At 73.6% G+C, this 21,374-nt stretch carries 20 protein-coding genes; 7 read left to right on the top strand and 13 right to left on the bottom strand.

Features of this window, described 5'->3' with window-relative positions:
- From E1182_RS18345 to E1182_RS18330, 4 genes are all read right to left on the bottom strand, one after another.
- The coding region (locus E1182_RS18345; RefSeq protein WP_165942651.1) for a zf-TFIIB domain-containing protein at window positions 1-214 on the bottom strand (214 nt) is incomplete at its 3' end.
- Between the two features lie 30 nt (window positions 215-244).
- Window positions 245-877: a phosphoribosyltransferase gene (locus tag E1182_RS18340; protein ID WP_132266874.1), complete on the bottom strand. Its 633-nt coding sequence runs from the start codon at window positions 875-877 to the stop codon at window positions 245-247.
- A 9-nt stretch (window positions 878-886) separates the two neighbouring features.
- Complete coding sequence (locus E1182_RS18335) at window positions 887-2,188, bottom strand: glycosyltransferase 87 family protein (RefSeq protein ID WP_132266872.1); 1,302 nt, start codon at window positions 2,186-2,188, stop codon at window positions 887-889.
- Window positions 2,185-4,707, bottom strand: coding sequence for a bifunctional diguanylate cyclase/phosphodiesterase (locus E1182_RS18330; RefSeq protein WP_207921436.1), 2,523 nt, complete (start codon window positions 4,705-4,707; stop codon window positions 2,185-2,187). Before E1182_RS18330 ends, E1182_RS18335 begins: the two co-directional genes overlap by 4 nt.
- A gap of 657 nt (window positions 4,708-5,364) precedes the next feature.
- On the opposite strand from E1182_RS18330, the gene moaC reads away from it, so the two are divergent.
- The 4 genes from moaC (at window position 5,365) to E1182_RS18310 (ending at window position 8,090) form a co-directional block, all read left to right on the top strand.
- Window positions 5,365-5,859, top strand: coding sequence for a cyclic pyranopterin monophosphate synthase MoaC (moaC, locus tag E1182_RS18325; RefSeq protein WP_132266869.1), 495 nt, complete (start codon window positions 5,365-5,367; stop codon window positions 5,857-5,859).
- Window positions 5,856-6,326 (top strand): molybdenum cofactor biosynthesis protein B, encoded by a 471-nt coding sequence (locus E1182_RS18320; RefSeq protein WP_132266867.1) that lies wholly within the window; start codon window positions 5,856-5,858, stop codon window positions 6,324-6,326. The genes moaC and E1182_RS18320 overlap by 4 nt, the downstream gene beginning before the upstream one ends.
- Window positions 6,327-6,402: 76 nt before the next feature.
- Entirely contained in the window at window positions 6,403-7,662 is a 1,260-nt protein-coding gene (locus E1182_RS18315; RefSeq protein WP_243706285.1) for a molybdopterin molybdotransferase MoeA, read from the top strand.
- A gap of 8 nt (window positions 7,663-7,670) precedes the next feature.
- A complete protein-coding gene (locus tag E1182_RS18310) occupies window positions 7,671-8,090 on the top strand; it encodes a molybdenum cofactor biosynthesis protein MoaE (protein WP_132266881.1) in 420 nt (139 codons plus the stop codon).
- A 36-nt stretch (window positions 8,091-8,126) separates the two neighbouring features.
- Here the strand turns inward: E1182_RS18310 and E1182_RS18305 are convergent, their stop codons facing one another.
- Entirely contained in the window at window positions 8,127-9,569 is a 1,443-nt protein-coding gene (locus E1182_RS18305) for a glycosyltransferase 87 family protein (protein WP_132266862.1), read from the bottom strand.
- A gap of 203 nt (window positions 9,570-9,772) precedes the next feature.
- Window positions 9,773-10,318 (bottom strand): DoxX family protein, encoded by a 546-nt coding sequence (locus tag E1182_RS18300; protein WP_132266860.1) that lies wholly within the window; start codon window positions 10,316-10,318, stop codon window positions 9,773-9,775.
- Between the two features lie 128 nt (window positions 10,319-10,446).
- Between E1182_RS18300 and E1182_RS18295 the strand changes: the two genes are divergently transcribed.
- The gene (locus E1182_RS18295; protein ID WP_132266858.1) at window positions 10,447-10,992 is read left to right on the top strand and encodes a GNAT family N-acetyltransferase; all 546 of its coding nucleotides are present in this window, start codon (window positions 10,447-10,449) and stop codon (window positions 10,990-10,992) included.
- Window positions 10,993-11,040: 48 nt separating this feature from the next.
- On the opposite strand, the gene E1182_RS18290 is transcribed toward E1182_RS18295, so the two are convergent.
- A complete protein-coding gene (locus E1182_RS18290; protein ID WP_132266856.1) occupies window positions 11,041-12,279 on the bottom strand; it encodes an ATP-binding protein in 1,239 nt (412 codons plus the stop codon).
- 143 nt (window positions 12,280-12,422) lie between these two features.
- Window positions 12,423-12,926 carry a hypothetical protein gene (locus E1182_RS18285; protein ID WP_132266879.1) on the bottom strand — a complete coding sequence of 168 codons (504 nt, stop codon included), beginning with the start codon at window positions 12,924-12,926 and terminating at the stop codon, window positions 12,423-12,425.
- A 292-nt stretch (window positions 12,927-13,218) separates the two neighbouring features.
- On the opposite strand from E1182_RS18285, the gene E1182_RS18280 reads away from it, so the two are divergent.
- On the top strand, window positions 13,219-14,196 hold the full coding sequence (locus E1182_RS18280; protein WP_132266853.1) for an EamA family transporter: 978 nt from the start codon (window positions 13,219-13,221) through the stop codon (window positions 14,194-14,196).
- Window positions 14,197-14,207: 11 nt separating this feature from the next.
- Window positions 14,208-14,963 carry an A24 family peptidase gene (locus E1182_RS18275; protein WP_243706284.1) on the top strand — a complete coding sequence of 252 codons (756 nt, stop codon included), beginning with the start codon at window positions 14,208-14,210 and terminating at the stop codon, window positions 14,961-14,963.
- 72 nt (window positions 14,964-15,035) lie between these two features.
- Here E1182_RS18275 and E1182_RS18270 read toward each other — a convergent pair whose 3' ends face one another.
- The 5 genes from E1182_RS18270 to E1182_RS18250 form a co-directional block, all read right to left on the bottom strand.
- Window positions 15,036-18,230 carry a UvrD-helicase domain-containing protein gene (locus E1182_RS18270; RefSeq protein WP_132266851.1) on the bottom strand — a complete coding sequence of 1,065 codons (3,195 nt, stop codon included), beginning with the start codon at window positions 18,228-18,230 and terminating at the stop codon, window positions 15,036-15,038.
- A gap of 94 nt (window positions 18,231-18,324) precedes the next feature.
- Window positions 18,325-19,572: a metallophosphoesterase gene (locus tag E1182_RS18265; protein WP_132266849.1), complete on the bottom strand. Its 1,248-nt coding sequence runs from the start codon at window positions 19,570-19,572 to the stop codon at window positions 18,325-18,327.
- 12 nt (window positions 19,573-19,584) lie between these two features.
- Entirely contained in the window at window positions 19,585-19,830 is a 246-nt protein-coding gene (locus E1182_RS18260) for a MoaD/ThiS family protein (RefSeq protein WP_132266846.1), read from the bottom strand.
- 3 nt (window positions 19,831-19,833) lie between these two features.
- Entirely contained in the window at window positions 19,834-20,847 is a 1,014-nt protein-coding gene (gene moaA / locus E1182_RS18255) for a GTP 3',8-cyclase MoaA (RefSeq protein ID WP_132266844.1), read from the bottom strand.
- Window positions 20,844-21,374 (bottom strand): fructosamine kinase family protein (locus E1182_RS18250; RefSeq protein WP_165942650.1); only part of this gene is annotated, 531 nt, incomplete at its 5' end. The genes E1182_RS18250 and moaA, both read right to left, overlap by 4 nt.

Genomic DNA, 21,374 nt, shown 5'->3' with positions numbered 1-21,374 from the left:
GGGCGTACCCACCCGGCGCGGGGGCCTGCTGGGGCTGCTGCCCCGGCACCCCGGCGGCGTGTTGCCGGTTCCAGTTCGCCTCGGCCTCGAAGAGCTTCTCGAGCTCGCCGCGGTCGAGGAAGATCCCCCGGCACTCGCTGCACTGGTCGATGACGACTCCGCTGCGCTCGTACTGGCGCATGTCTGCGTGACACTTGGGACAGGTGAGCTGCATCGTTCGACCGTACCCCGTGGTGGCGAACTTTCAGGCGGTGGCGATCAACGCTTGGGTGACCTCGTCGTCGGAGACCTCGTGGAAGTCGTCGTAGTAGGCGCCGACCGCCCCGAAGTCGGGCGGCCGTTGGGCGCAGACGACCTGGTCGGCCTCGGCGGCCAGCATCTCGTACGCCTCCTGCGAGCCGACCGGTACCGCGACGACGACCCGGCGGGCGCCGAGGTGGCGGGCGACCCGGACGGCGGCCCGGGCCGTGGCGCCGGTGGCCAGGCCGTCGTCGACGATCACGGCGGTACGCCCGGTCAGGTCCAGTGGTGGGCGGCCGGCCCGGTAGCGGGCCTCCCGCCGGTCCAGTTCGGCCTGTTCCCGCCGCTGTACCTCGGCGACGTCGTCGGGGCCGAGCCGGGCGGCGACCGGATCGTTGAGCACCCGTATGCCGCTCGGCCCGAGCGCGCCGAAGGCGACCTCGGGGGCGAACGGCATGCCCAGTTTCCGGACCACCAGGACGTCCAGCGGGGCGCCGAGCCGGTCGGCGACGACCCGGGCCACCGGTACGCCACCGCGAACCAGCCCCAGCACGATGACGTCGGGCTGGCCGACGAGGCCGGTCAGTCGTTCGGCGAGTTGCCGGCCGGCGTCCTCACGATCGCGGTAGGTGCTCATGTTCCAGGTCTACGCCCTGGCGTGCGCCTCCGTCCGGGAAACGGGAACACGGGTGGGGGTGGACAGCAGCGCGGGGGCCCAGATCAGCAGGGCGAGCGGGTAGAGGAGGTACCCGAAGCGGGTGGAGGGCATCAGCAGGATCGCCGCGAGCAGGCCGTACCCGCAGACCAGCGCGGTTGCGGCGGCGGTGCGGGGCGGGCGGCGCAGCAGCCGGACGGCGATGGCCAGTCCGGCCGCGACGAGCAGCGCGGCGGCGACGGCCCGACCGGCCGGCAGGGTGGTCGCCACGAGGTGCCCGGGGAAGGGAGACTGGGCGGGGCTGGTGACCAGTCCGTGCCCGAGCGGGAACCGCAGGACGTTCTCCACCAGGGCGTCCCGGTCGACCAGCAGGGCGGGGAGCAGGGCGAGTACCGGCAGGCCGAACGCGCCGACGGCGACCCGCAGACCGGAGCGTCGGGTCGCGCCCCAGAAGATCAGCACCAGGGCGACCGGCCAGGCGAAGAGCTTGAGTGCCCCGGCGAGCCCGACGGCGACGCCGGTGGCGACGGGTCGGCCGGCGGCGGCGAACGCCAGGGCGAGCAGGCAGAGCGCGAGGACCGGCAGGTCATCGCCGCCGGTGGCGAGGGTGAGCGCGCAGACCGGCAGTACGGTGGCGGCCTGTACGCCGCGCAGCACGGCGGCCGGCGCCGGGCTTCCGGTGGCAAACCGCCGGGTGTCGCGCAGGGTGGCCACGGCCAGCGTCAACACCAGTGCGGTGACCAGCGCGAACCAGACCCGGGAGTCGGTCCACCAGGCGTCGGTGGCGGCTCGGGGCAGCCCGAACAGCGCCATTCCCGGCTGGTACGGCGTGTAGCCGAGCAGCCGTTCGTCGGCGGGAAGCGCCGCGATGGCGTCGTGGCCGAGGTACGGGGTGCCGGTCTCGGTCAGCCGGATCCCGGCGTGCTCCACCACCACCACTTCCTCCTGCGCCCGGTCGGTACGCCCGGCCGCCCGCTGCACGCTCTGCGCCACGAGGGGGAGCAGCGCGGTGGTCAGCCAGGCCAGCCCGGCGACCGCCGACCGGGCCGCGGTGCCGGCCCAGGCTGGCCTGGCCCGGCGGACCAGGAGTTGACCGGCGACCAGCAGCGTGGCGAGCAGGTAGCCGACCGTGGCGATGCTTCCCCACGCGCGGTGCGGTGCCAGGGTGGAGGTGGCCGCGGTGGCCGCGGCGAAGCCGGCGGAGATGGCGTACAGGCCCAGGTCGAGGGCGAGGCCGCCGGCGGCGGAGTGCACCGTCCGCCAGGTGCGGGCGGCTCGGGAGGGGGCGGTCACGCGGGCAAGTGTGGCAGACCGGCGTTGCGGATCCGCGGGGGTGGACGGCGGCCGGCAGCGAGCCGGATGACGGTGCCGGTGTCGTGCAGCGGCGGGACGAGGACGCCCGGGCGGCCGCCCGGCCCGCGTTGCAGGGCGGCGAGGAGAGTGCCGGCGGGCAGCGGGCGGGCGAACAGGTGCCCCTGTCCGGCACCGCAGCCCAGCTCCCAGAGGGCGCGGCGTTGCGACTCGCTCTCCACGCCCTCGGCCACCACGGTCAGGTCGAGGCTGCGGCCCAGGTCGAGGGTGGAGCGGATCACCGCGGCGGCCTCCGGGGAGCCGTCCATCGCGGTGACGAAGCTCCGGTCGATCTTCAGCTCGTGCACGGGGATGCGGGAGAGCAGTGAGAGGGAGGAGTAACCGGTGCCGAAGTCGTCGAGAGCGAGCCGGACGCCGGCCTCGCGCAGCCGGTTGAGCACCTGGTCGACGACGTCGAGTTGGCTGAGGGTCAGCGTCTCGGTCAGTTCCAGCACAAGCCGTTCCGGCGGCAGGTCGTGGGCGCGTAGCCGGGCCAGGACCGCGCCGGGGAAGCGGGCGTCGAGCAGACTGCGTGGGGACACGTTGACCGAGACCGGCACGTCGAAGCCGGCGGTACGCCAGGTGACGGCGGCCAGCAGGGCCTGGTCGAGGATCGCCTCGGCGAACGCCGGCAGCAGGCCGGAGCGTTCGACGGCGTCGATGAAGCGCAGCGGGTCGATCACGCCGTGCACGGGATGGTGCCAGCGGGCCAGGGCCTCCGCGCCGGTCACCGCGCCGCTGCCCAGCTCCACGATCGGCTGGAAGTCGACGGTGAACTCCTGGTCGGCGACCGCCCGGGGCAGTTCACCGCCGAGGGCGAGCCGGCCGAGGTCGGCGGTGTCCCGGGTGGGGGCGTACGTGGCGATCCGCTGGCCGGCCCGTTTGGCCTGGTACATCGCCACGTCCGCGCGGCGCAGCAGTTCCGGCATGCCGCCGCTGGCGGGGGCGGCTGCGATGCCGCCGCTGGCCTCCACGCTGATCCGCATCCCGTCCACCTCGAACGGCTCGTGCAGGACGCCGATCAGCGTTTCCGCCCGGTGCGCGGCGACGGCGGGGGCGGACAGGCCGCGCAGCAGCACGGCGAACTCGTCGCCGCCGAGGCGGGCCACCAGGTCGGTGTCCCGGGCGGCGTCGCGCAGCCGGTCGGCGACCTGGGTGAGCACCTGGTCCCCGGCGGCGTGCCCGAGCGTGTCGTTGACCTCCTTGAAGTGGTTGAGGTCGATCAGGACCAGCGCGGTGATCCCCTCGGCGTGCCGGGTGTTGAGCTGCTCGGTGCCGCTTTCCAGCAGGTGTCGGCGGTTGGCGAGGCCGGTGAGGGCGTCGTGGGTGGCGGCGTGCTCGTGTTCGGCGGCCACCCGGGCCAGTTCCGCGTACGCGCGGGCGTTGCGGACGGCGGTGCAGAGCGCGGAGGCGAAGGTGCGCAGGGTGTACTGCTCGCGTTCGGAGAGCTGGACCGGCCCGTGGAAACGCAGTCGCAGGGTGCCGATGTCGGCGGTCCGGTCGTGCCCTTCGAGGCGGGCGGTGACCACCGCGCCGTCGATCGGGCTGGGTTCGCTGGCCGGTCCGTCGTACGTGATCACGCCGCTGGCACCGCGGATGGTCCGGCCCTCGTCGCCGAGCACGATCTCGACCTCGTCGGCGGAGAAGAGTTCGGCGGCCTGGGTCACCGCGATGGTGAGGACCTGGTCCAGCTCGACCACGTTGAGGGCGTCGGTGGTGCGGGCGAGGCGCTGCCAGGCCTGTTGCTCGGTGCGGGTGCGGATCCGGGTGGAGTACGCGAGGTGCAGGCTGAGCACCAGGGGTGGCACGGCGAGCAGCAGCTGGGGGTCGGCCCGGAGCAGGATCAGGGTGCAGGCGGCCACCACGAACCGCACCACGAAGCCGCCGATCCGCAGGTCGAGGTTGCTGCGGAACTGGCGGGAGATCCGGGTGCCCGAGGCGATGGCGATGACGGGTATGGCCAGCACGTCGTCCAGCAGGGCAGCGACCAGGTAGGCGACGGCGAGGAGGCCGACCTGTTGGGCGATGCCCATGGTGGGTGCCCAGTGCAGGGCCGCCAGCGTGGCGCCGGCCCCGGAGGCGAGGATGGTGTTCTTGCCGACCCCGAAGAACAACTTGATCGCGGGGAGGCGCCAGGAGGCCAGCGCGGCGCCGATGGGGGTGCAGAGCACGGCCCAGGGCAGGGGCGCGAGGGCCACGGTGAGCACGATGGCCATCTCGCTCCAGCTGATCAGGTGGGTGGTTGACCTGATGCGGATGCGGACCTTGACCGAGGTACCCATCGTGACCGTCAGGGCGAGCGCGAGCAGCACGGCCGCGTCGTCGATGGACCGGGGTGGGACGGAGACCACGGTGGCCCAGAGCGCGGCGAGGGTCGCGCAGGTCGCGAGAACGACGACGAGACCGACGAGCAGCCGGAGCTGCCGATCGGTCTCATTCTCGCGTCGCCTGGTAAGAGTCACACCACTCCCGGCTGACCGCCTCACCTCTGGCCGCAGCCTATCGCGCGGGACCCAGAGGTCACAGGTCTGGAACTCAGCCCCACTCGCTGCCGCGCATGTCCTGCCTCCCTCGCCTCCGGGCACCCGCCTTATTTGCTGGCGATGTGCTGCTTCGTTGATGATTGGCAGCGTAAGTGAAGATGGCGATAATTAGGATGTGTATATGTAATTTCATTCAACATAAGCCAACTACGTGGCTATTCATGACTTTCCGTTTATCAGGTCTGTGCGGAGAGCGGTAAGGTCGTTCTTTTGCGTACCCACGCCGATGCGTCAGGTGTTCGTCTCGGTGCGTGAAAAATCCACTGGCAGTCCCAGTGTCGCGGCGGGGTGACCGCCACTCATCCGGGGTTCAGTTCGAGTCCTCCGTCGGATCAGGCGAGGGCCGGTGGGGACCATCCGGGACGGAGCCCGGTGAAGGAATGGTGCCGGATCGCGACCGGCCACCCGAATCCGGCCCGGACTGTCGAACGAAAGTCGAACGCCCTCGTCGCATTCTTGGAAATATGGGCTATTGCTGGCTTGCGGTGCAGATCGCCGCGGCTGCTTCCCTGGTCGACGGTGCCGCCGTGCCCGCACCGGAGCGTCGTGCGCGGACCGGACGATAGGCTCGGCGCCGTGACCGAACCCGGGCAGCAGCTCACCCACGTCGACGCGGCGGGCGCGGCCCGCATGGTCGACGTCTCCGCCAAGCCGGTCTCCGGCCGGCTCGCCGTCGCCGCCGGCCGGCTGCGCACCACCGCCGAGGTGGTCGACCTGCTGCGCCGCGACGGACTGCCGAAGGGCGACGCCCTCGCGGTCGGCCGGCTCGCCGGCATCATGGGCGCCAAGCGCACCCCCGAGCTGATCCCGCTCTGCCACCCGATCGCCCTGCACGGCGTCGCGGTCGACCTCGAACTCACCGCCGACACCGTCGAGATCACGGCAACGGCGCGGACCGCCGACCGCACCGGGGTCGAGATGGAGGCGTTGACCGCCGTGGCCGTCGCCGGCCTCGCGCTGGTCGACATGGTCAAGGCGGTCGACCCGGCCGCCAGCGTGGAGGCCGTCCGGGTGCTCCGCAAGGAAGGCGGCAAGACCGGCGAGTGGGTCCGCCCGGTGGACCGGCCGTGATCCGGGCCCGGGTGGTGGTGGCCTCCAACCGGGCCGCCGCCGGCGTCTACGCCGACACCAGTGGACCGCTGCTGGTGGCGGGGCTGCGCGAGCTGGGCTGCGCCGTCGACGACCCGGTGGTGGTGCCGGACGGGGAGCCGGTGGGCGCGGCGCTGCGGGCCGCCCTCGCCGACGGTGTCGACGTGGTGCTGACCAGCGGGGGTACCGGGATCACCCCGACCGACCGGACTCCGGACGTGACCCGGGCGCTGCTGGACTACGAGATCCCCGGCATCGCCGAGGCGATCCGCGCGCACAGCCGGGACCGCGTCCCCACGGCGGCGCTGTCCCGCGCGCTCGCCGGGGTGGCCGGTCGGATGCTGGTGGTCAACCTGCCCGGTTCGACCGGCGGGGCCAGGGACGGTCTCGCCGTGCTCGGACCGATCCTGGCCCACACCGTGGACCAGTTGCGCGGTGGCGACCACTGACAGTGAGGCGGGACGGCGTGGCGATAGGCTCGCCATGACGAAACGCGGAAACACCCCCGGGAAGGGAGGCCAGCCGGTGAGCACGGAAACCGCCGCCACGGCGGCGCAGGTGGCCGCGCCGCCGCCGGCCGACTGGGAACAGGCCCGCGCCCGGGTGTACGCGGCCGGCCGTGCCGCCGCGTTGCCCGTGGTCACCCGGCCGCTTGCCGACACCGACGGGCACACGCTCGCCGAACCGCTGACCACCCGGACCGACCTGCCCGCCTTTCCCACCTCCAGCGTGGACGGCTGGGCGGTGCGGGGTGCGGGCCCGTGGGACGTCGTCGGGCGGGCGCTGGCCGGGAACAGCCCGCCCCCGCTGACCGCCGACGGCACCACCGTCGAGATCGCCACCGGGGCGATGGTCCCGACGGGTACCACCGCGGTGCTGCGAATCGAGGAGTCGAGCCGTACGCCGGACGGGCGGGTCACCGGCACCCCACGGCCGAAGCCGGAGTGGCGGGAGCCGGGTGAGGAGGCGTACGCGGGTGAGGAACTGCTCCCTGCCGGTACCCCGGTCGACCCGGCGTTGGTCGGGCTGGCCGCCTCCTGCGGCCACGACCAGCTCCGGGTGCGCCGCCGGCCCCGGGCCGCGCTGCTGGTCTTCGGCGACGAGCTGCTGACCGCCGGCCCGCCCGGCGCCGGGCGGGTGCGGGACGCGCTCGGCCCGGCGGTGCCGGCCTGGCTGCGTCGCTACGGCTGTGAGGTGCCCCCCGCCGACGTGGTCGGTCCGGTCGCCGACACGCTCCCCGCCCACGTGGCCGCGCTGCGTGGCGCACTCGACGCCGCCGACCTGGTCTGCACCACCGGCGGCACCATGCACGGCCCGGTCGACCACCTGCACCCGGCGCTCGCGGCCCTCGGCGCGGAGTACGTGGTGAACACCGTCGCGGTGCGTCCCGGCTTCCCGATGCTGCTGGCCCGGGTGACCGGCGCCGACGGCCGGGTCCGGTTCGTGGCCGGGCTGCCGGGCAACCCGCAGTCGGCGATCGTCGCCCTGGTCTCCCTGGTCGCGCCGTTGCTGGCCGGGCTGACCGGTCGACCCGTGCCGGCGTTGCCGTACGCCGCGCTCGCCGAGCCGGTGCCCGGCCGGGGCGCGTACACCCATCTGGCGCTGGTCCGGCTGGACCGGGCCGCCGGCACCGCCCACCCGGTGCGCCACGTCGGCTCGGCGATGCTGCGCGGGTTGGCCGGCGCGGACGGCTTCGCGGTGATCCGTCCCGGCACCAGCGGCGAGGTCGGCGCGCGGGTGCCGGTCGTGCCGCTGCCGCTGCTGCCGGGGGAGCGTGCGGGGTGAGCACCGACGTGGCCGTGACCGTACTCGCCGTCACCGACCGGCCGTTGGACCTGGCCGCGCACGAGGCGGCGGTCGCCGACCGCCGGGCCGGTGCGGTGGTCTCCTTCCAGGGCGTCGTCCGCGACCACGACCACGGCCGGCCGGTCGTCCTGCTGGAGTACGAGGGGCATCCCAGCGCCGAGGCCGTGCTCCGCGAGGTCGCCGCCGAGATCGCGGCCGACCCCGACGTCTACGCGGTCGCGGTCTCGCACCGGATCGGGCGGCTGGAGATCGGCGACGCCGCCCTGGTCGCCGCGGTCAGCACCGCGCACCGGGCGGCGGCCTTCGCCGCCTGCGCCCGGCTGGTCGACGAGGTCAAGGCGCGTCTGCCGATCTGGAAGCGGCAGGTCTTCGCCGACGGCACCGAGGAGTGGGTGAACTGCCCCTGACCGGATCCGGTCCGGTCGCCCGGTCGGCCGGCGTGGTCAGCGACGTGCCGCACCGGCCGGGACGCGGGCCGTCCGGAGGGTGTAGAACGCCGGTTCGGCACCGGGCCGCCAGGGCAGCGCGGCCACCAGCACGATGAGCGCCAGCGCCAGTGAGTTCTCCATCAGCGCGCCGAACAGGCCGTCCTGGTAGTGCGACACCTCGGGGAGTTGGTGTTCGTACGGCCAGATGGGCGAGACCAGGAAGAGCAGGTAGAGGCCGGCGGCCGCGACGGCGTGCCGCAGGCCGGTCAGCGTCGGGTACCAGAGCGGCGGGCGCAGCCCGTTGACCGGCGGACCCTTGTACGCCGACGACTGCGCCGCCCGCAGCGCCAGGCCCCGGCTCGCCTCGTGCCGGCGTATCGCGGCGTCGGCGAGCACGATGACCGCCGGGACGACCCAGACCAGGTGGTGTGTCCAGGAGATCGGACTGATCACGTTGGCGGTCAGCCCGACGAGCGTGAAGGCGGTCAGTTCGTCGCCTTCGGCGCGGGCGGTGGCGGCCCGGGACAGCCCGAGCGCCAGGATCAGCACGGAGAACGACAGCCAGAGCAGGCCGGGCGTCTCGATGGAGTCGTACAGCCGGGCCAGCAGGCCGGCCAACGACTGGTTGGGGGTCATGTCGGCGGCGCCGACCCGCTCGGTCTGCCAGAGCACCCCGGCGAAGTACGCCCGGGACTCCGGACCGACCAGGGCGAACGCGCCGAGCGTGACGCCGATGGTGGTGCCGACCGCGGTGGCCGCGACCCGCCACTGCCGGGTGACCAGCAGGTAGACGACGAACAGCGCGGGGGTCAGCTTCACCGCGGTGGCCAGCCCGATACCCAGGCCGGCCCATGATCCGCTGTAGAGGAAACGCAGCAGGACACCGTCGGTGTGGCGGCCGTGGGTGCCCCGCCGGGAGCGCCAGCGCAACCCGATCAGATCGGCCATGACAAGTGCGAAGAGCAGCAGGTTGACCTGGCCGTAGCCGAGGGTTTCCCGGATCGGTTCGAGGGCGACGAACATCGCCGTGGCGATCCCGACGGTGAACCAGAGCGACCAGCCGAGCCGTTCGACGATCGGGCGCAGCAGCGCGGCCAGCACCACCGCCAGTGCCGCGATGCTGCCCACCGCGTTGACCCAGCCGGCCGCCGCGACCGGCAGGTACGCCATCGGCAGCATCGCCAGGGCGGCGAAGGGCGGGTAGGTGAAACCGAGGGTGGTGGTGGGCGCGATGAAGTCGTAGAGATCGTGACCGCTGGCCCACCACACCACCGCGCCGTGGTAGATCTTCATGTCGAAGAAGTTGTACGGTCGACCGAACAGGCCGATGGCCAGCCATGCCGCGTACGCGACGGCGGTGACGATGCCGATCCGTACGACCGTCCTGCGCTCGATGCCGCGCGTAGCGCGGCGGACCGTGGCGAGGCGGTCCAGCCCTGAACCGACGATCGTCGGCATGGCGTGGCCACCCCCGTACCAAGGTCGTCCTACCCGTCCAGGTCCGGTACGGAGCCTAGAACGGCACCTCACGTCAATGCCTCCCGCGTTATACGACCGTGTCCGATCCCACACATGTTTGCGACATTTCCGCCGCGTTAACGGCAGTGGGGTGGTTCAGGAGATTCGCGGCCTTGCGGGGGTGGCGGCCGTATTGATGCAGGTCAGCCGGGGATCTTGCGCGCCGCGGCGGCCGACCGGAGGGCGATGCGGGCCTCGCGGCGGGCCGTACGGACGGCACGCCGGACGGACCGGCGGGAATGACCGATGCGGTGACCCGCCCGCCAGCGCAGACCCGGCTTCCCCTCGGTGTCCGCGGCGGCCAGCAGCAGCCCGCCGAGGAGACCGAGATTCTTCAGGAAGTGGATCTGGTGACTGGTCCGGGTCGCCGGGTCGTCGCTGTTCCAGAACGGATGCCCGGCGACCGTGGTGGGCACCAGGGTGCCGGCGAGCAGCAGGGCGGCGGGGCGGGTGAACCGGCCCGTGGCGAACATCAGGCCGGCGGCGAGTTGCACGGCCGCGTTGGCGCGGACCAGTGTCTCCGGGTCGGTCGGAAGTTGCGGGGCGGTCCGCTGGATCAGGAGGGCGACCCGGTCGGTGACCGGCTTGGCGACCGGGACGAGCCGCTCGGGATGTTGAAGGTTGCGGGCGCCGCTGGCCACGAAGATGCCGCTCAACATGACGCGGGCGAGGAAGCGCACGGGTTTCATGGGTCAGTCATACCCCGTCGGAGCGACGGCCACCCCGACAACCGCCGATCCGGATCGGCCCGGGTAGCGCCACGCCGATCTGAGCGACCGTCGCTGATGGACCGGCAGAGGCGGGTAACGTCGCGCGGGTGACGACGCTGCGGTTGCGCCCCGAGGACCCGGCCGACACGTTCGCGGTCCGCCGGGTGCTGACCGCCGCGTTCGCCCGGCCGGACGGCACCACCCCGGGCGAGGTGACGCTCGTCGAGGAACTGCGGGGCAGCGCGGCGTGGATTCCCGAACTGGCCATGGTGGCCGAGTACGGCGGCGAGGTGGTCGGGTACGCGCTGTTGAGTCGCGTCCACGTCGCGTCCGACGCCGTCCGGTGGCCGGCGTTGGTGCTCGGGCCGGTCGGGGTGGCCCCGCACCGGCAGCGGGTCGGCCACGGCGCCGCGGTGGTGCAGGCCGCGCTGGACGCGGCCACCGAGTTGGGCGAGCGGCTGGTGGTGGTGCTCGGCGATCCGGCCTACTACCGACGGTTCGGGTTCGGTCCGGCGGACCGGCTGGGGTTGACCAGCCCGTGGTCCGGTCTCGGCGAGCCCTGGCAGGCGCTGGTGCTGTCGCCGGACGTCAGCGGCGAGCCGCCGCCCCCGTCGGGCGAGGTGGTCTTCCCGCCCCCCTGGTCCCGCGTCTGACCGGCGGCCGGACAGGGCGGGCCGCGGTCCGGTCGGCGTGGGCTGTGGTCAGGTCGGCTGGGTGCGCAGGTAGCGGCCGAAGTGCGGAACCGTGAAGGCGACCGTGCCCCGCTCGCCGGAGTAGATCAGCCCCTTCTTGATCAGCGCGTCCCGGGCGGGCGACAGGCTGGCCGGCTTGCGGCCGAGCGCGCGGGCGATTTCGGCGGTCGGCACCGCCGCGTCCATGTCGTCCCGACCGCCGCCGTCGTCCTCGCCCCGCACCAGCGACAGCGTCGCCATGGCCCGCATGTACTCGCGTTCGGCCGGGGTGGCCCGCTCGAAGCGGGAGCCGAAGAAGCCGACCGCCAGTTCGGCCTCCGCCTCGGGGGCGGCGACCCGCACGTCCGCCGTGGTGATCGGGGAGCGGGGCGCATGATCCCAGGTGGCCTTCCCGTACGCCTGGACGAAGTACGGGTACCCGCCGGACTTCTCGTAGAGCAGGTCGAGGGCCTTCTGCTCGTACTCGACCCCCTCCCGCGCCGCCGGCGCGCAGAGCGCCTGGTCGGCGGCGAGCCGGTCCAACCGGTCGATGCGTTGGTAGCGGAAGAGCCGTTCCGAGTACGACTTGGCCGCGCTGAGCACGGCCGGCAGGTGCGGCAGGCCGGCGCCGACCACGATCAGCGGGGCACCGAGTTGGGACAGTTCGTGGCAGGCGGCGCAGAGCGCGGAGACGTCCTCCGCGCCGAGGTCCTGCATCTCGTCGATGAAGACGGCGATCCCGGTGCCCACGTCGGCGGCGACCCCGGCCGCGTCGGTGAGCAGCTCGACCAGGTCGATCTCGATGTCGCCGGAGTCGGCCCGGCCGCTGCTCGCCGGCACGTCGATGCCGGGCTGCCAGCGGTCGCGCAGCTTCGGGGCGGCCCCGCGGGCGGTCGGCACGGTGCGCTGCGCGAACGCCTTGAGTACGCCGAGGAAGGCGTCGATCCGGTCCGGGGCGCGGTGCCGGGGCGCCAGTTCCCGGACCGCCATGTGCAGGGCGGCGGCGATCGGGCGGCGTAGCGACTGGTCCGGCCGGGCCTCGATCTTGCCGGTGCCCCAGAGCCGGTTGATGGCCTGCGAGCGGAGCGTGTTGAGCAGCACCGTCTTACCGACGCCGCGCAGCCCGGTGAGCATCAGGCTGCGCTCGGGGCGGCCTCGGGCGATGCGTTCCAGGACCACGTCGAAGACGTCCAGTTCCCGCCCCCGCCCGGCGAGTTCGGGCGGACGCTGACCGGCGCCCGGGGCGTACGGGTTGCGGACGGGATCCACGCATCGCACAGTATCGAGCCGTCTAGCCGTAAACCTAGAGATGGCTAGAGGCGGCTATCGGCGTGTCTTCCGTCCTCGACCAAAAACTAGGGCTCTCTACCATGGATGCTAGACAGCCCTAGTTTCGGCTACCGCGGAGGCGGTCAGCGCTTCCTCAGGCAGAGGACGAAGTCCAACGAGTCCAGTTCGCTGTCGAAGAAGAACCAGTCGGTGTAGCCGGCCACCGCCCCGCACTTCGTCTCGGCGTCCTTCTCACCGCTGGTCTGGCCGTCGAACCGGCGCAGCACCTCGTACGTCTGCGGGGTGCAGTCGGCGATGAGCAGCTTCGGCTTCCCACCAACCGGGCCGGTGTTTCGGACGCACTCACCGACCTTCACGAAACGTGGGTCCGCCGAGGAGGCCGGCGCGGGCGCAGTGGGCAACGCTCCCACCGGCCCCGGCACCGTGGCGTTCGTGGTCGGCCCGGCCTCGGCCGGCGACGCCCCCTCGTCCATTGCGCCTGCCCGGTACCACAGCACGGCCGTGCCCCCGAGCACGACGGCCGCCAGCACGGCCAGTACCGTCCGCAGCGCGCCACGCCGGCGCCTCGGGCGCGGCGGTGTCGGCCCGGCCAGGTACGCCGTCGGGCTGCCCGACTGGTACGGCACCGTCGGCGGCTGGTACCCGACGGTGGTCTGCCCGCCCGCCTGCCAGCCCTGGGTGCCGGGCGTCGCGCCCGACTGCCAATCCGGCGTGGCGGGCGTCTCGCCCCAACCGCTCCGGCGGGGCGGATCCGGCGTGGCGTCGTACGCGTCGCCGGGGCGTCGCCCGTCCCACGGCGGGGGCGCACCGTGGGGGGATCCGTAGTTCGCCATCCAGCCTCCTGCGTACTCCACCGCTGAGAGATTTCGGTCACCCTCGTCGGACGCCGACACCTGGTCACCGTAGCGTGGCCCACCGATGGGCTCATCTTTCTCACGTACGCCGGCCGGACCAGCTCTGGTCTGGACCGCGCTGGCGCTGGTCTATGTCCTCTGGGGTTCCACCTACCTCGGCATCCGGATCGCCGTGGAGTCGTGGCCGCCATTCACCTCGGCCGCCCTTCGCTTCGCCGTGGCGGCGCTGGTGCTCGCCGCCGTCCTGCGACTGCGCCGGGGACCGGGTGCGTTACGGGTGGATCGTCGGCAGCTCAGCTCGGCCGCGCTGATCGGCGTGCTGCTGCTGGCGGGCGGCAACGGGCTGGTGGTGCTCGCCGAGTCCGGTCCGCCCGCGACGGCCGTACCGTCGGGCATCGCGGCCCTGCTGGTCGCCACCGTCCCGCTGCTCGTGGCGCTGCTTCGTACGGCCACCGGCGACCGGCCCCGCGGGTGGACCATGGTCGGGGTGACCGTCGGTTTCCTCGGTCTGGTGCTGCTGGTGCTTCCCACCGGGGACACGGCAGCGGTGCCGCTGGCCGGGGCGCTCATCGTGGTCGCGGGGGCGGTCTGCTGGTCGGTCGGCTCGTTCCTCTCCGGGCGACTGCGGATGCCCACCGACCCCTTTGTCGCCACCGTGTACGAGATGGTCGCGGGGGCCGCCGCGCTGGCCGGGCTCGGTCTGGCCCGCAACGAGCTGCGCGGCTTCTCGCCGGGCGACGTGACCGGCCGGTCGTGGGCCGCGCTGGCGTACCTGATGGTCGCCGGCTCGCTGGTCGCCTTCACCGCGTACGTCTGGTTGCTGCACCACGCGCCGATCTCGCTGGTCGCCACGTACGCCTACGTGAACCCGGTGGTGGCGGTCGCGCTCGGCGCGCTGTTGGTCGCCGAGCCGGTCACCGCGCAGGTGCTGGTCGGCGGCGCGGTGATCGTGGCGGGGGTGGCGCTGGTGGTGAGCAGTGAGCGTCCCCGGCAACCGTCCGGGAAGGTCGCCGGGGCGGCGGGAAAGCCCGCGCGCCGGTAACCTCCCGACCCGTGTCCGTCGGCCTGGCGACCGCCGCCGCGCTGCTCGGCGCTCTCGCCGGTGTGCTGTCCGGCCGTGCCATGCCGGTGCTCGCCCGGCGCTCTCCCGGCTCGGGCCCGCCGATCGCGCCGGGCCTGCTTGCTGCCGGTGCGGGTGATTCGCCCGGCTGCGCCGGCGGGTCGCCGACATCGACTGCGGCGGGCCTGATGGCCAGCCGCGCCGGCCGCTCTGCGGGACGGATCCGGGCGGGTGCGGTGTCGGGTGCCGTCGGGGCAGTGGTCTTCGGTGGGCTGGCCGCCGTGCGTGGCCCCGACCCTGCCTTGCCCGGGTACCTGCTGATGGCGGCCGGTGGGTTGGTGCTCGCCCGGGTCGACCTCACCTGCCTGCGCCTGCCCGACCCGCTGGTGGCGGCCACCGCCCTGGCCGGCGGTGCCGGCCTGGTGGCCGCCGCGTCGGCCGCCGGGACGCCGGCCCGGCTGTGGGCCGCGCTCGCCGGGGCGGTGCTCTCCTTCGCCGGGTACGCGCTGCTGGCCCTTCTGCCCGGATCGCGGCTCGGCTACGGCGACGTGAAGCTCGCCGCCGTCCTCGGGTTGCCGCTCGGTTGGCTCGGCTGGCCCGCGCTCGGGCTCGGCCTGCTCCTGCCGCACCTGCTCCACGGGGTGGTGGTGCTCGGCCTGCTGGCCGCCGGCCGGGTCCGCCGGGACACCGCCCTTCCCTTCGGCCCGGCGCTGCTGGCCGGTGCCTGGCTCGCCGTGCTGCTCGGCTGAGCTCCGCTCGGCCATCGAATGCCGCTGACGCCCCGCATTGCCGCAAACGGAGTGGATCATGTCGGTGGACGGTCAGATGAGGCGCAGCTGGCGGTCCTTGGGTCGACGCGGTTCCGCCTCACCGAACCGTTCGAAGAGGCCCGGGTCGATCACGTCGAGGAAGGGCGACGGACGGCACTCGCGCTCCGCGCCGTGCCGCACCCGGCGGGCGGCGTGGCTGACATAGAGCCGGTCCTGGGCCCGGGTCAACCCCACGAAGAAGAGCCGGCGCTCCTCGGCGACCGCGTCGTCGTCCGGTTCGCTGCCCGGCCACCGCAGCGGCAGCAGCCCGTCCTCCGCCCCGACCAGGAACACCACCGGGAACTCCAGACCCTTCGCCGCGTGCAGGGTCAGCAGGGTGACCGCCTCGGCGCGCGGGTCGAGGGCGTCCACCTCCGCACCGGTGGCCAACTGGGACAGGAACAGCTCCAGGTCGTCGCCGCAACGCCGGGCCAGCGGGGTGAGCAGGTCCACCGCCACCCGGACGTCCTCGGGGCGTACCGCGCCGGAACCGTCCAGCGTGGGAGCGGCGAAACGCTCGGCGAGCACCTCTCCGGCGAGACGGACCCGGGCGGCCAGCGGGCCGCCGAGCCCGGCGTGCCGCAGCTCGCGGGCGATCGCCGGCACGCCCGGCCGGTCCCGCAGCCGGTCGTGCGAGCGCTTCTGCACCGGGATGTTCGCCCGGGCCAGCGCGTCCACGATCGGCGCGGCCTGCGAGTCGGTGCGGTAGAGCACCGCGATGTCGGAGAACGACAGGGAGGTGACCCGACCGTCGATCCGTCCCGAGTCCAGCGACCGGTGCGACAGCCCGCCGACCAGATCGTCGATGGTGCGTACCACGAAATCGGCCTCGTCGGCGACGGAGGCCGCCGGGTAGCGACCGACCAGCGGGGCCTCGGGGTCGAGTCGGGCCGGATCGAGCCGGCGGCCCCGGACCAGCGACGACGGCGCGATCGCCTGCACGGCGGCGGCCAGGATCGGCGCCGACGAGCGGTAGTTGCGGTTGAGCCGGACCAACCGGGCATCGGTGAAGTCCTGCGAGAAACGCAGGAAGTAGCCGACATCGGCACCCCGGAACGAGTAGATCGCCTGGTCCGGGTCGCCGATCGCACAGAGGTTGCCGTCGGCGGGACTGAGCAGGCGCAGCAGCTCGTACTGGACCGCGTCGACGTCCTGGTACTCGTCCACGAAGATCCACCGCCAGCGGTCGCGGTACTCGTCGACCAGCCCCCGGTCACCGCTCAGCAGCGCGACCGGCAGGGTGAGCAGCTCGTCCAGGTCGACCAGATCCCGCTTGCGCAGCAGGGTCGTGTACCGGGCGTCGTCGTCGCCGGCCTCGGCGCGGGCGGCGGCCCGGTCGCCGTCGTCGGCGATCCGGAAGCCGGTCGGCAGCCCGGCCGCCGCCGCGTTCTCCCGCAGGATGGTCAACCCGAGCGAGTGGAAGGTGCCCACGGTGACGTCCTCGGCCACCGGGCCGAGCAGCCCGTCCAGACGGTGCCGCAGCTCCTCGGCGGCCCGCCGGGTGAAGGTGATCGCCAGGCACTGCTCCGGGAAGACGTTCAGCTCGGCGCAGAGGTACGCGATCCGGTGGGTCAGCGTCCGGGTCTTGCCGGTGCCCGGCCCGGCCACGATCAACAGCGGGCCGCCCGGCGCGGAGGCGGCCACCCGCTGCATCGCGTCCAGTCGGTCCAGCAGCCCGGTGCCGACCTCCTCCATGCCGGCCAGCATCGGCTCGAACGGCTCGTGCGGCGAGGGCGCCGGCGCGATCGGTGGCGGGGGCGGAGCCGGCGTGGCCTTCCGCTTCGGCTCGACCTTCGCCGCCGCCGGCCGCCGGGCCTTCGGCTTCGGCGCCGGCTCCGCGGGGCTGCGCTGCGCCGGCACCGGTACGTCGAAGAGCGCGTCCTGGGTCGTCGGGGTGCCGCCCGCACCCAGCTCGGCGGGGTCGAACAGGGTGATCACGCCGTACTCGCCGTCGTAGCCGGGCACCCGGCGGACGTCGCCGCGGCGCAGCCGCCCGATTCCCTCGGCGAGCAGTTCGCCGCCGACCCGGCCGATCTCGTCGACCGGGGTACGGGTGAGGATCTCCAGCTCCGGGCCGAGCGCGGCGACCAGCTCGTTGAGCTTCCCCTCGACCTTCTTCGACCGGGCGCCGACCTTGTTGATCTCGCCGAGGATCTCGGCCAGCGGCACCAGATGGGTCACCTCGCGGGCCTGCGCAGGTCGGTGCCCCACCGGCCGGTCGGCCAGTTCCTCCACCCGGCTCAGCACGCCCACGGTCAGCGGCTTGCCGCACTCCGGGCAGCGCCCGCCGGCCTGCCGGGTACGCTCCGGTGCCCAGTTGACCCCACAGAGGCGGTGCCCGTCGGCGTGGTACTTCCCCTCCTCGGGGAAGAACTCGATCGTCCCGGTCAACCCGTCTGCGCCGCGCAGCGCCTCCCGGATGGCGAAGTAGTCCCGGGCGCAGGAGAAGACGGTCGCCTCCCGGCCCAGCGCGGGCGGCGAGTGGGCGTCCGAGTTGGACACCAGCCGGTAGCCGTCCAGGCTGCCGACGCGCCAGTTCATCTCCGGGTCCGACGAGAGGCCGGTCTCCACCGCGAAGATGTGCCCGGCCAGGTCGGCGTAACAGTCGGCGATCGCGTCGAAGCCGGACTTCGAGCCCAGCGCCGAGAACCAGGGCGTCCAGATGTGCGCCGGCACCAGATAACCGTCGCTGCTGGCCTCCAGGGTGATCTCCAGCAGATCCCGGGAGTCCAGACCGAGGATCGGCCGGCCGTCCGAGCCGAGGTTGCCGATCCGCCCCAGTGCCGCGTTGAACCGTCCCACCGCGTCCAGATCCGGCAGGTAGACCAGGTGGTGCACCTTCCGGGTCCGGTCGTCCCGCTTGTAGATCGTGGAGATCTCCACGCTCAGCATGAACCGGACCGGGTCGGCCTCGGCCACGCTCGCCAGCCGCGGCGGCAACCGGCGGGCGATGTCCCGCTCCGCCTCGGGGTCGAGCCGGTACAGGCCGGGCTCGGCGGGACGCAGGGTCTCCCGCAGGTGGTCGTACCAGGCGGGATGGGTGAAGTCCCCGGTACCGAGCACCCCGATGCCCTTGCGCCGGGCCCACCAGCCGAGGTTCGGCAGGGTGAGGTCGCGGCTGCACGCGCGCGAGTACTTCGAGTGGATGTGCAGGTCCGCGACGAATGGCGGGAGGCCACCGGGGGGTGCGGCGCTGAACGGAGGCACGCCGCATCCTGTCACGAGTGGTCCAGTGCCCGCCCGTCGCCACGCGTACGCGTGACCTGAGCAATCCGGTGCTGGACGGCGGGCCCGGGTCGCGCTATGGGGTACGCAGCTCGACCAGGGTCACCTGCGGCGGGGCGCCGACGCGTACCGGCGGGCCCCAGAAGCCGGCGCCGTTGGTGACGTACACCTTGGTGCCGTCGACCTCGCCCAGCCCGGAGACCACCGGATGCTGAAGCCGCACGGCCAGGTTGAACGGGACCATCTGCCCGCCGTGGGTGTGCCCGGACAGTTGCAGGTCGACGCCGAACTTCGCCGCCTCGTGCGCGGCCACTGGCTGGTGGGCGAGCAGCACCACCGGCCGGGTGGTGTCCCGGTCGGCGAGCGCGGCGGCGTAGTCGGCGGGCGCGGCCACCCCGGTGCCGGCGGCGGTGACGTCGTTCACACCGGCCAGGTCGAGCACGCCACCCCGGGCCCGGATCTCCTGGCGCTCGTTCTGGAGCACCCGCAGGCCGAGCCGGTCCACCTCCCGTACCCACTCCTCCACGCCGGAGTAGTACTCGTGGTTGCCAGTGACGAAGAAGCTGCCGTACCGGGAGCGGAGGCCCCGCAGCGGCGCGGCGGCCTCGCCCAACTCGGCGACCGAGCCGTCGACGAGGTCACCGACGACCGCGACGATGTCCGCGTCCAGCCGGTTGATCATCGCGACGATCCGCTGGGTGTGCTCCGGGCCGTTGAGGGGGCCGATGTGGATGTCGGAGACGGTGGCGATGCGTAGCCCGTCCATGCTCCGGGGCAGCTTGGCCAGGGGGATCTGCACCCGGTCCAGCTGCGGCGGACCCAGGGCGGTGCGGACGCCGTACCCGGTGACGCCCGCCGCGGTGAGCCCGGCGAAGATCGCCGCCCCCCGGGCGAGCAGCAACCGGCGAGCCGGGTCGTGGTCCGGCTGGTTCACGGCTGCGGCAGCCGGCGGGTCGGCGGCACCGGCGGCACCGACCAGCACCGGCTCCGGCGCGGCGGTGGTCGGCTCGGCGACCACCGCCCGGCGGCGCAGCACCAGCTTCGCCACCGCCGTCGGCACTTCCAGCAGCAGCAGTACGACCAGCAGGTAGAACATCAGGGCGAGCCAGAGGTAGCCCGGCCAGGCCAGCCAGAACACCCCGACGGCCCGAGTGGTGATCATGGTGGCCGGGACGAGCAGCGCGAGGACGAGCGCGACGATACTGCCGGCCTTCCGCCACCGGCCCGGCCCGGTGGTGTCCTTGACCAGCCGCTTCCACAGATAAAAGTGGATCAAGCCGGTGATCAGTGTGAGGGTGGCCACAAAGCCCGTGATCGCCAGCATGCCGGCCCTTTCTCAGCCGCCCGCGAAGGGTGGCAGCACGTCGATCGTGGCCCCGGGCGGCAGCGGTTTCCAGCGATCATGACAGGCCACGCCGTCCACCAGGAAGCTCGCCACCGCCAGGACGGCGGCCAGCCGCTGCCCGTGGCGGTCGCCGAGTTCACCGACGAGTTCGTCCACGGACCGGCCCGCCGGCACGCTCTCCTCGGTACGCCCCGCAGCGGCCCGGGCCCCAGCGTAGTAGCGGACGGTGAGGTGCATCGCTCAGCCTCCGATCGCCGACATGGGTCGGGACGGTTGCAGGAAGCTGGGGTCGTCGATGCCGTGCCCGGCCCGCTTGACCCGCGTGGCGGCCTGCCAGCGCCGGGCCAGCTCGCCGTCGTCCGCCCCGGCCCGTAGCGCGCCGCGCAGGTCGGACTCCTCGGTGGCGAACAGGCAGTTGCGGACCTGACCGTCGGCGGTGAGCCGGGTCCGGTCGCAGTCCCCGCAGAAGGGCCGGGTGACGGTGGCGATCACGCCCACCCGGGCCGGACCGCCGTCGACCAGCCAGGTCTCGGCCGGGGCCCCGCCGCGCAGGGCCGGATCCGGGGTGAGCGTGAACTCCTGCTCCAACGCGCCGAGGATCTCGTCCGCGGTGACCATGGCCGCGCGGTCCCAGCCGTGCTGGGCGTCCAGCGGCATCTGCTCGATGAACCGCAGCTCGTAACCGTGGTCGAGGGCGAAGCGCAGCAGCGCTGGGGCCTCGTCGTCGTTGACCCCACGCATCAGCACCGAGTTGATCTTGACGGGGGTCAGGCCGGCACCGGCCGCGCCGTTCAGCCCGGCGAGCACGTCGGCCAGCCGGTCCCGCCGGGTCAGCGTGGCGAACCGCTCCCGATCCAGGGTGTCCAGCGACACGTTCACCCGGTCCAGCCCGGCCTCGCGCAGGGCGGGGGCGAGTCGGTGCAGGCCGATGCCGTTGGTGGTGAGCGAGATCCGCGGCCGTGGGGTGAGCGACGCCACCGCGGCGACGATGCCGGTCAGCCCGGGGCGGATCAGCGGCTCCCCCCCGGTGAAGCGCACCTCGGTCACGCCGAGCCGCTCCACGGCCACCCGGACCAGCCGGACGATCTCCGCGTCGGCCAGCAGTTGCGGCCCGGCCAACCACGGCAGCCCTTCGGCCGGCATGCAGTAGGTGCAGCGCAGATTGCACTTGTCGGTCAGCGAGACGCGCAGGTCCCGGGCGACACGGCCGTGCCGGTCGACGAGGACGCCGTCGGTCGTCGGAGCGGCGGTCACCCGTTGACGGTAGCGCGGCCGAGCCCGTCCAGCGCCGCGCGGGCGGCCCGGGTGACCGCATCGCGGTACGTCGTCCCGAACAGGGCGGTGTGCACCAGCAGCAGATGGAGCTGATGCAGCGGCACCCGTTCCGGCCAGCCGTCCGCCAGCGGCCACGCCTCCCGGTAGGCGGCCATGATCCGGTCGTGGTGCGGGGGGCCGCCGAAAAGCGCCAACTGGGCCAGGTCGGTCTCCCGGTGCCCACCGTGCGCCGCCGGGTCGATCAGCCACACCCGGTCGTCGGCACCCCAGAGCAGGTTGCCGGGCCAGAGGTCGCCGTGCACCCGGGCCGGCGGCTCGTCCCCGCCGAACTCACCGATCCGCGCCACGACCTGCTCGACCAGCGCGGCCTCCGCCGCTCCGAGCGCGCCGTCCGCCACCGACCGGCGCAGGTACGGCAGGAGCCGTCGGCGGGCGAACCAGTCCGACCACGGGCCCTCGTCCGGGGTGTTGTCCTGCGGCAGCGGGCCGATGAAGCCCGCCCACTC

The organism is Micromonospora sp. KC721 (assembly GCF_004348355.1).
Classification (GTDB): Bacteria; Actinomycetota; Actinomycetes; order Mycobacteriales; family Micromonosporaceae; genus Micromonospora.
The sequence above is the reverse complement of the archived record's forward strand: the minus strand, read 5'-3'. Positions and strand labels throughout refer to the sequence as shown.

What these genes read in the sequence shown, in the direction of transcription:
- E1182_RS18340 (WP_132266874.1), bottom strand. Translation starts at nt 877, where the DNA reads ATGAGCACCTACCGCGATCGTGAGGACGCCGGCCGGCAACTCGCCGAA.
- E1182_RS18305 (WP_132266862.1), bottom strand. Translation starts at nt 9,569, where the DNA reads ATGCCGACGATCGTCGGTTCAGGGCTGGACCGCCTCGCCACGGTCCGC.
- E1182_RS18300 (WP_132266860.1), bottom strand. Translation starts at nt 10,318, where the DNA reads ATGAAACCCGTGCGCTTCCTCGCCCGCGTCATGTTGAGCGGCATCTTC.
- E1182_RS18280 (WP_132266853.1), top strand. Translation starts at nt 13,219, where the DNA reads ATGGGCTCATCTTTCTCACGTACGCCGGCCGGACCAGCTCTGGTCTGG.
- E1182_RS18265 (WP_132266849.1), bottom strand. Translation starts at nt 19,572, where the DNA reads ATGCTGGCGATCACGGGCTTTGTGGCCACCCTCACACTGATCACCGGC.
- E1182_RS18260 (WP_132266846.1), bottom strand. Translation starts at nt 19,830, where the DNA reads ATGCACCTCACCGTCCGCTACTACGCTGGGGCCCGGGCCGCTGCGGGG.